Annotated in this window: 7 protein-coding genes; 4 read left to right on the forward strand and 3 right to left on the reverse strand. The window is 62.0% G+C overall.

Annotation, left to right across the window (positions count from 1 at the left end; genetic code table 11):
- Both I8N66_RS35105 and I8N66_RS35110 read left to right on the forward strand, forming a co-directional pair.
- A partial coding sequence (locus tag I8N66_RS35105) for a 4Fe-4S dicluster domain-containing protein (protein WP_291164478.1) occupies positions 1 to 407 on the forward strand: 407 nt, incomplete at its 5' end.
- A gap of 144 nt (positions 408 to 551) precedes the next feature.
- Complete coding sequence (locus I8N66_RS35110; RefSeq protein WP_291164481.1) at positions 552 to 2,363, forward strand: phosphoenolpyruvate carboxykinase (GTP); 1,812 nt, start codon at positions 552 to 554, stop codon at positions 2,361 to 2,363.
- Positions 2,364 to 2,375: 12 nt separating this feature from the next.
- On the opposite strand, the gene I8N66_RS35115 is transcribed toward I8N66_RS35110, so the two are convergent.
- From I8N66_RS35115 to I8N66_RS35125, 3 genes are all read right to left on the reverse strand, one after another.
- Positions 2,376 to 2,654, reverse strand: coding sequence for a GNAT family N-acetyltransferase (locus I8N66_RS35115; protein ID WP_113541474.1), 279 nt, complete (start codon positions 2,652 to 2,654; stop codon positions 2,376 to 2,378).
- Between the two features lie 118 nt (positions 2,655 to 2,772).
- A complete protein-coding gene (locus I8N66_RS35120) occupies positions 2,773 to 3,537 on the reverse strand; it encodes an SDR family oxidoreductase (RefSeq protein WP_291164485.1) in 765 nt (254 codons plus the stop codon).
- A 228-nt stretch (positions 3,538 to 3,765) separates the two neighbouring features.
- The gene (locus tag I8N66_RS35125) at positions 3,766 to 4,800 is read right to left on the reverse strand and encodes a LacI family DNA-binding transcriptional regulator (RefSeq protein ID WP_291164488.1); all 1,035 of its coding nucleotides are present in this window, start codon (positions 4,798 to 4,800) and stop codon (positions 3,766 to 3,768) included.
- Positions 4,801 to 5,051: 251 nt separating this feature from the next.
- Between I8N66_RS35125 and I8N66_RS35130 the strand changes: the two genes are divergently transcribed.
- Positions 5,052 to 6,335, forward strand: a complete 1,284-nt coding sequence (locus I8N66_RS35130; RefSeq protein ID WP_291164491.1) for an amino acid ABC transporter substrate-binding protein — start codon at positions 5,052 to 5,054, stop codon at positions 6,333 to 6,335.
- Positions 6,336 to 6,431: 96 nt separating this feature from the next.
- Positions 6,432 to 6,987, forward strand: a 556-nt coding sequence (locus I8N66_RS35135) for an ATP-binding cassette domain-containing protein (protein ID WP_291164494.1), incomplete at its 3' end; no start/stop codon positions are given.

A 6,987-nucleotide genomic window follows, 5' to 3' on the forward strand; every position in this document is an offset into this window, starting at 1 on the left:
CCTTCTTCGGCACGCTGAAGCATGGGCTAACCGATGCGCAGTCGCTCGAGCCGGCAGCCCAGCACCAGAAGATCGACTATCCGAAGCCCGATGGCGTGCTCACCTTCGACCGGCTGTCCTCGGTGTTCCTGTCGAACACCAACCATGAGGAAGACCAGCCGGTTCATCTCAAGGTCAAGGACATGGAGCTGCAGAAGCGCTCCGAGCACGACGTCTATGCCGGCCCCTCGACGCGCTACTGTCCGGCCGGGGTCTACGAGTGGGTGGAGAAGGACGGCAAGGACGTCTTCGTCATCAACGCGCAGAACTGCGTGCACTGCAAGACCTGCGACATCAAGGACCCGAACCAGAACATCAACTGGGTGCCGCCCCAAGGAGGCGAAGGCCCGGTCTATCCGAACATGTGAGTTCGGGAGGCGGGCCGCACGGACCTCCGAGAGGAATGTCGGCGAAGGCCCGGTCTATCCGAACATGTAGGGGGCGCTTCCGCCCTCAGACAGCGGGCTGGCCGTAGGCGCAGCCTTCATTGTTGCCAAGTGAAAGACGTATCCATGCAAGAGCCGACTGCCGTAACCAACCCCGCACTCAACCAGTGGATCGACGAGGTTCGAGCCCTGTGTGAACCGGATCAGGTCCATGTCTGTGACGGCAGCGAGGCGGAGTATCAACGTCTCTGCAAGACCCTTGTCGCTGCGGGCACCTTTATCCCGTTGAACGAAGCGAAGCGCCCGAACTCGTTCCTTTGCCGCTCCGATCCCGGCGATGTCGCCCGGCTCGAGCATCGCACCTTCGTCTGCACGGCCGACCGGGACGACGCAGGCCCGACCAATAACTGGGCGGATCCGGCCAGCATGCGCGCCGATCTTTCGCAGCTGTTCAAAGGATCGATGCGCGGGCGGACCATGTATGTGATCCCTTTTTCCATGGGGGAGCCCGGCTCGAAGCTCTCGATGATCGGGGTCCAGATCACCGATTCCGCCTATGTGGCGGTTAGCATGAAGCTGATGGCGCATATCGGCCTGCCTGTCCTTGGCGCGCTTGGCGCGGGCGAATTCGTGCGCTGCCTGCACTCGGTCGGGGCGCCGCTGGCGCCCGGCGATCGCGATGTGCCCTGGCCCTGCAACGCGGAACACAAATATATCGTGAGCTTCCAGGACGATGGCTCGATCGCATCCTTCGGTTCCGGCTACGGCGGCAATGCGCTTCTCGGCAAAAAATGCCTGGCATTGCGGACCGCCTCGTTGAAGGGGCGAAAGGAAGGGTGGCTTGCCGAGCACATGCTGATCATGGGCGTAGAGGATCCCGCCGGCAGAACCACCTATGTCGCCGCTGCCTTTCCATCGGCCTGCGGCAAGACCAATTTCGCCATGCTTCTGCCGCCCGAGGGTTTTGCGGGATGGAAGGTCAAGACCATCGGCGACGACATCGCCTGGATCCGGCCGGATGCGGACGGCACCTTGCGCGCCATCAACCCGGAGACCGGCTTTTTCGGGGTTGCGCCGGGCACCAACGAGAAGACCAATCCCAACATGATGGCGGCGATCGCGCGCGATACCATCTTCACCAATTGCGCGCTCACGCCCGATGGCGACGTCTGGTGGGAGGGGTTGACGGAAGAGGCGCCGCCGGCGCTGGTGGATTGGCGCGGGCTCGACTGGACGCCTGAGGTCGGTCGCCCGGCCGCGCATCCGAACGCCCGCTTCACCGTTTCGCGCGACCGCTGCCCGAGCATGGATCCATCGGCCGCGGACCCCGCCGGCGTGCCGATCTCGGCCTTCATCTTTGGCGGGCGGCTCTCCCACACCTTTCCGCTCGTCTTTGAGGCAAGGAACTGGCGCGAGGGCGTCTACTGGGCGGCAACGCTCGGGTCGGAAGCGACGGCGGCCGCGGAAAATCAGGCCTCGACCCGGCGCGATCCCTTCGCGATGCTGCCCTTCTGCGGCTACAATATGGCCGACTACTTTGCCCACTGGCTGTCTCTGGGCGACGGGATTGTGAACGCGCCGGCGATCTTCCGCGTCAACTGGTTCCGGCGCGACGCGGACGGCGCATTTCTCTGGCCGGGCTTCCGGCAAAACATGCGCGTGCTCAAATGGATCGTTGAGAGGACGAAGAACACCGGCGGCGGAGACGCCGCGTCGATCGTCCTTGTGCCGAGCTACGATGACCTCGACTGGGATGGCGTCGACTACGACCGCCACACCTTCGACGCGCTGATGAAGATCGATCCCATCGAACTCGCCAAGGAACTGCAAAGCCACGACGCCTTGCTGCAGTCCTTCGACCAAAGATTGCCGCCAGAGCTTTCTGCCATCCGTCGCGCCTTGCTCGATAGGCTGGACCGGGCGCCGCCTCGAGCCTGAGGTCCTGGGTGCTCAGCCGTCGAGCAGCGCCATATATTCGGGGTGTTTGGCGGCAAAGGCGGCCATGAAGGGACACTTGGCGATGACGCGCGCGTTTTGCGCGCGCAGGATGTCGAAGACACCAGTAGCAAGCCGCGTGCCTATCCCTTGTCCCGACAGGGCCTGCGGTACTTCCGTGTGCGTGAGGACGACACGGCCGTCCTCCAGTCGATAGTAGGCGACGGCTATCTCGTCGCCGATCGGCAGTTCAAATCGGGAATCCTGCCTGTTGTCGATGACCTGTTCGACCATTTCGATCTCTGCCTTCCTGCAATGTTACCCGCCGCCACCGCCGGTGATAGCTGACTATATAGGAAGGGCAGGGGACCCGCGCGACGGGTCCGTCGCGGGGTGCTCAATTGTCGCGCGCTCAGAGTGCCCGGCCGCCATCCACCTGGATGATGTGGCCCGTCGAAAACCCGAGCAAGGTCGCGCTGGCGAGAATGGCTGCGGCAATATCGTCGACTTCGCCGATGCGGCCGAGCGGGGTCGAAGCCGCAACCTTCTCGTTGAAGTCCGAACCTCGCCCGGGAACGAACTGCGTGTCGACAACGCCAGGAGAAATGGCCAGTACCCTGACTTCCGGTGCGAGAACGCGGGCGAGCGCCTTGGTCATCACGTCGATTCCGGCCTTGGCCGCGCAATAGGCGATGTTCGATCCGATACCGGTGAAGGCTGCGATCGACGAGATGGAGACGACGAGCCCGTCGCCGGACTTTTTCAGAAGCGGAGCGAAGGCGCGGATCGCGGCGAACTGGCTTCGCCAATTTACCTTGAAGATTTCGTCGATCAGCTCATCCGTTAGGGCATCGAGATCCCGGTGTGGGATCGGCTTGGTGAAACCCGCCGCATTGACCAGTACGTCGAGCCGGCCGAACTTCTGTTCGATGGTACTGGCGAGACTGCCAAGGGCGATGGACTCCGTGATGTCGGCCGCATATCGCGCATGACGTTCCGGGTTGGCAAAGGAGGAGAGCACTGCGTCCGCACGCGCGGCACTCTGCTCGCCCGGCGTATGGGTAATGAGGACCGTCGCTCCAGCTTCCGCAAACAGGCGCCCAGTCGCGGCGCCAATCGCGCCGTTTCCGCCGATGACGAGAACTGTCTTTCCAACCAAGGACCGCGGATACGCCATAAGTTCCTCCCTCTTGACGCGATGTCTTTCAACCGGCGGAAACGTCCGCCCGGCATTTGACGAATGATCGATGCGACCTTAAAGCAATCGATTGCACGAAACAATAGGCAAACGATTGCATGCGCTTGACTTCACAGATCGGCAACCGGGCCTCGAAGCGAGGAGGTGGTTCTCGAAGGCAATCGAAGCCGTTGTTCCCGGCCTGCGAATATTCGGCCGAGGTGATCCTCAGTGGCTTTTTACCGGCCCCGTGCTCTCGCGCTCCACGAGTTCTACTGGCAGCACGGTCTCCAGGGGGATATCGTCTTCAGCACCGGCATTCATCAGGCGCAGCAGGATCGATGCGGCGGTGATGCCCGCATCATATTGCTGGATGCGGACGGTCGTGAGTCTTGGACGCGCCAGTTGCAGGAACGGCATGTCGTTGAAGCCGCTGACGGAAATGTCCGATGGACAGTCGAGGCCGTTTTCCCTCAAGACGTCGATGCAGCCGAGCGCCAAACGGTCGTTTGCGCAGAGCACGGCGGTGAAATCGTGCCCGGAGGCGAGCAGGTCGCGCGTGCAACGGGCACCCTCGTCCTCGTCGAAGCGTATGGCGGTGACGATGAGCTGCGGATCGATGTCGATCGACATTCTCTCGGCGGCGTTGCGGAAGGCGGCCAGGCGCAACTGCCCGGTCGAGAGATCCTGTGGCCCGGCCAGATGCGCGATCCGTCGGTGGCCGAGTTTGGTCAGGTGACGCAGCATTTCGCAAATGCCCATGTCCTCGTCATTGATGACATAGGGAATGTTCGAACGCTCCACGCGCCGGTTCAGCGTCACCACCGACAGGCCGTCCTGGGCGGCCTTGGCGATCGAGGGGTCGCTTCTGAGCACCGCCGCATGGATGAGGCCGTCGACACCGCGATCGCGCAACACTTCGAGAAGCCGAACCTCGCGCTCGCGCTCGCTGTCAGTGTTGACGATGATCGACGCATAGCCGACCGGTTCGAGAACGCTTTCGATCCCTCTGAGGATCGGTGGGAAAATCGGGTTGGTGATATCCGGAATGACGACGCCGACCGTCATCGTCCGGTTGGTGCGCAGCCCGAAGGCGATACGGTTGGGGCGATAGTCCAGGCGTTCCGCTGCTGCCTGGATCTTTGCCACGACTTCTGGGGTGATGCTCTTTCGTTCGGTCGGATCAAGCGCGCGCGATACGGTCGACACATGAACGCCGGTCGCGCGCGCAATGTCCTTCAGCGTGGTTCGTTTCTTTTGCATGTGTCACCTCTCGCCTCCATTTAAAATCTTGCCGGAGGTTTTGCAATCGTTCGCATAGATGCTTGACAAAGCGCAAACGCTGCGCATAATCGCCAATGTGCAATCGTTTGCATATTCAGTTTGCGGCAGGGCAGTTGAGGAGCTGACCTGCCGTCGATCGAACAGTGCGCAACTGGCGTCCGGCATGGCCGGGCGATTTGTTTTTCGCTTCAATGCAAACGATTGCGTAAAAATGTCTGGGAGGAGACGAAATGGGAATCAATCGGCTGATCGCGGCAGCAACCATCAGTGTGCTTTCGGCAAGCACCGTTGCGAGCGCTGCGCAAACAATACGGATCGGCGCATCGCTGCCGATCACCGGTGGCCTTTCGGTCAGCGGCGAGAAGCATAAGCGGGGCTACGAGCTCTGCAACAAGCTCATCAATGACGCGGGCGGCATTCTCGGCAAGCAGGTGGAGCTGATCGTCAGCGACAATCGCTCCGACCCCGCAACGGCCATCAACCAGTACGAACGCTTCATCAATGTCGACAAGGTCGACGCCGTCTACGGCACGTTCTCGAGCCGCCTGACCTTTCCGGTCGGCAACGTTCTGTCCAAGTACAACATGGTTCACCCGGTGCCCTCGGGCGGGGCGCTGCGGATCTATGCGCAAGGCTACAAGAACCTCTTCTATTTCCAGGTCAATGCCGCCGAATACACCGGCAAGGACGTGATCGGTCTCCTGAAGGAGATCAAGGATCCGGCGGATGCGCCGAAGACCGTCGCGGTGGTCCATGCCGACGACTTCTTCGCCAATGCGATCGCCACCGGCCTTCTCGGCCAGAAGGTGATCGACCCCGCCAACGACAAGGAAATCGCCGACCTTGCGCCCGGTTACTTCAAGGAAGCCGGCATCGAGGTGGTGATGGAGGAGAAGTGGCCCGAGGAAGGCTTCAACGACTGGCTGAACCTTGCGAATTCGATCAAGCGCTCCGGCGCCGAAATGATCGTCGGCCTGACGGCGTCTGCGGAAGAAGCGGTTCAGCTCATGCGTGCGCTCAAGACCGTCGGCGCATCGGCAAAGCTCGTCTATCTCAGTCAGGGCGCCCAGACGGAGTTCATCGAGGGTGTTGGAAAGGATGCCGCCGACGGCGTCGTCATCCACACCACCTGGCACAAGGATGTTCCGTTCAAGAGCACGCTTGCCGGAAAGCCCTTCGACAACGCTGATTTCGTCAAGGCGTTCGAGGCCGAATACGGTGTCGAGCCGGATGAGGACAGCGCCATCCCCTTCGCCGTCTGCCAGGGCATCGAGCAGGCGATGGTCGGCGCCGGCAGCACGGACAATGCCAAGATGGGTGAGTGGCTGCACGCCCGCACCAAGGAACAGCCTGTCCAGACCGTGCTCGGCGATTTCAGCTGGGACGATCTCGGCCTGCCCGTCGACAAGTCGCACATCATGACCCAGTGGCAGGACGGCAAGCTGACCTTCGTCTACCCGACCGGCCAGTTCGAGGGCATCGTGCCCTTCCGCTATCCCAAGTCCGGTTTCTGACCCTTTGCAAGGTAGGAGAGGGTGTTTCGTCCGCGAGGCGCCCTCCCGTTCCACAGGCATCTACTACCCAATTTCTAGTACAAGGAGATCGCGCGGATGCTCGAGGTTAAGAACCTGTGCAAGCACTACGGCGGAATTCGCGCCGTAGACGGCGCAAGCTTCAAGGTCGAGAAAGGCTCGATCACTGCACTCATCGGCCCGAACGGCGCCGGCAAGACCACGGCCTTCAATTGCATCAGCCGCACCGTCGTCCCGACCTCGGGCGAAGTCTGGCTGGACGGGGAGCGGATCGACAATCTGCGCCCGCACAAGATCACGGCCAAGGGCCTCAGCCGGACCTTCCAGATCTCGCGCAACCTCGGTGACATGACCGTGTTGGAAAACGTGATCGTGCAGGCGCGCTGCCGCGGCTTTGCCGACCTGTTCCGGCCGGCGGTCACAGCGGAAGAGCGCGACAAGGCGATGTCGATCCTCGATTTTCTCGGGATCACCCGCATCGCCTATGAGGACGGGCACAACCTGTCCTACGGCCAGAAGAAGCTGATGGATCTGGCCGCACTGCTGATGGCCGATCCGAAGATCATCCTGCTCGACGAGCCCGCCGGCGGCGTCAATCCGACGCTGCTCGAAGAGATCGTCGGCCACATCCGGG

The sequence above is a fragment of the Ensifer sp. SSB1 genome (assembly GCF_016652895.1).
Lineage (GTDB): Bacteria > Pseudomonadota > Alphaproteobacteria > Rhizobiales > Rhizobiaceae > Ensifer.

What these genes read in the sequence shown, in the direction of transcription:
- I8N66_RS35130 (WP_291164491.1), top strand. Translation starts at nt 5,052, where the DNA reads ATGGGAATCAATCGGCTGATCGCGGCAGCAACCATCAGTGTGCTTTCG.
- I8N66_RS35110 (WP_291164481.1), top strand. Translation starts at nt 552, where the DNA reads ATGCAAGAGCCGACTGCCGTAACCAACCCCGCACTCAACCAGTGGATC.
- I8N66_RS35115 (WP_113541474.1), bottom strand. Translation starts at nt 2,654, where the DNA reads ATGGTCGAACAGGTCATCGACAACAGGCAGGATTCCCGATTTGAACTG.
- I8N66_RS35125 (WP_291164488.1), bottom strand. Translation starts at nt 4,800, where the DNA reads ATGCAAAAGAAACGAACCACGCTGAAGGACATTGCGCGCGCGACCGGC.
- I8N66_RS35120 (WP_291164485.1), bottom strand. Translation starts at nt 3,537, where the DNA reads ATGGCGTATCCGCGGTCCTTGGTTGGAAAGACAGTTCTCGTCATCGGC.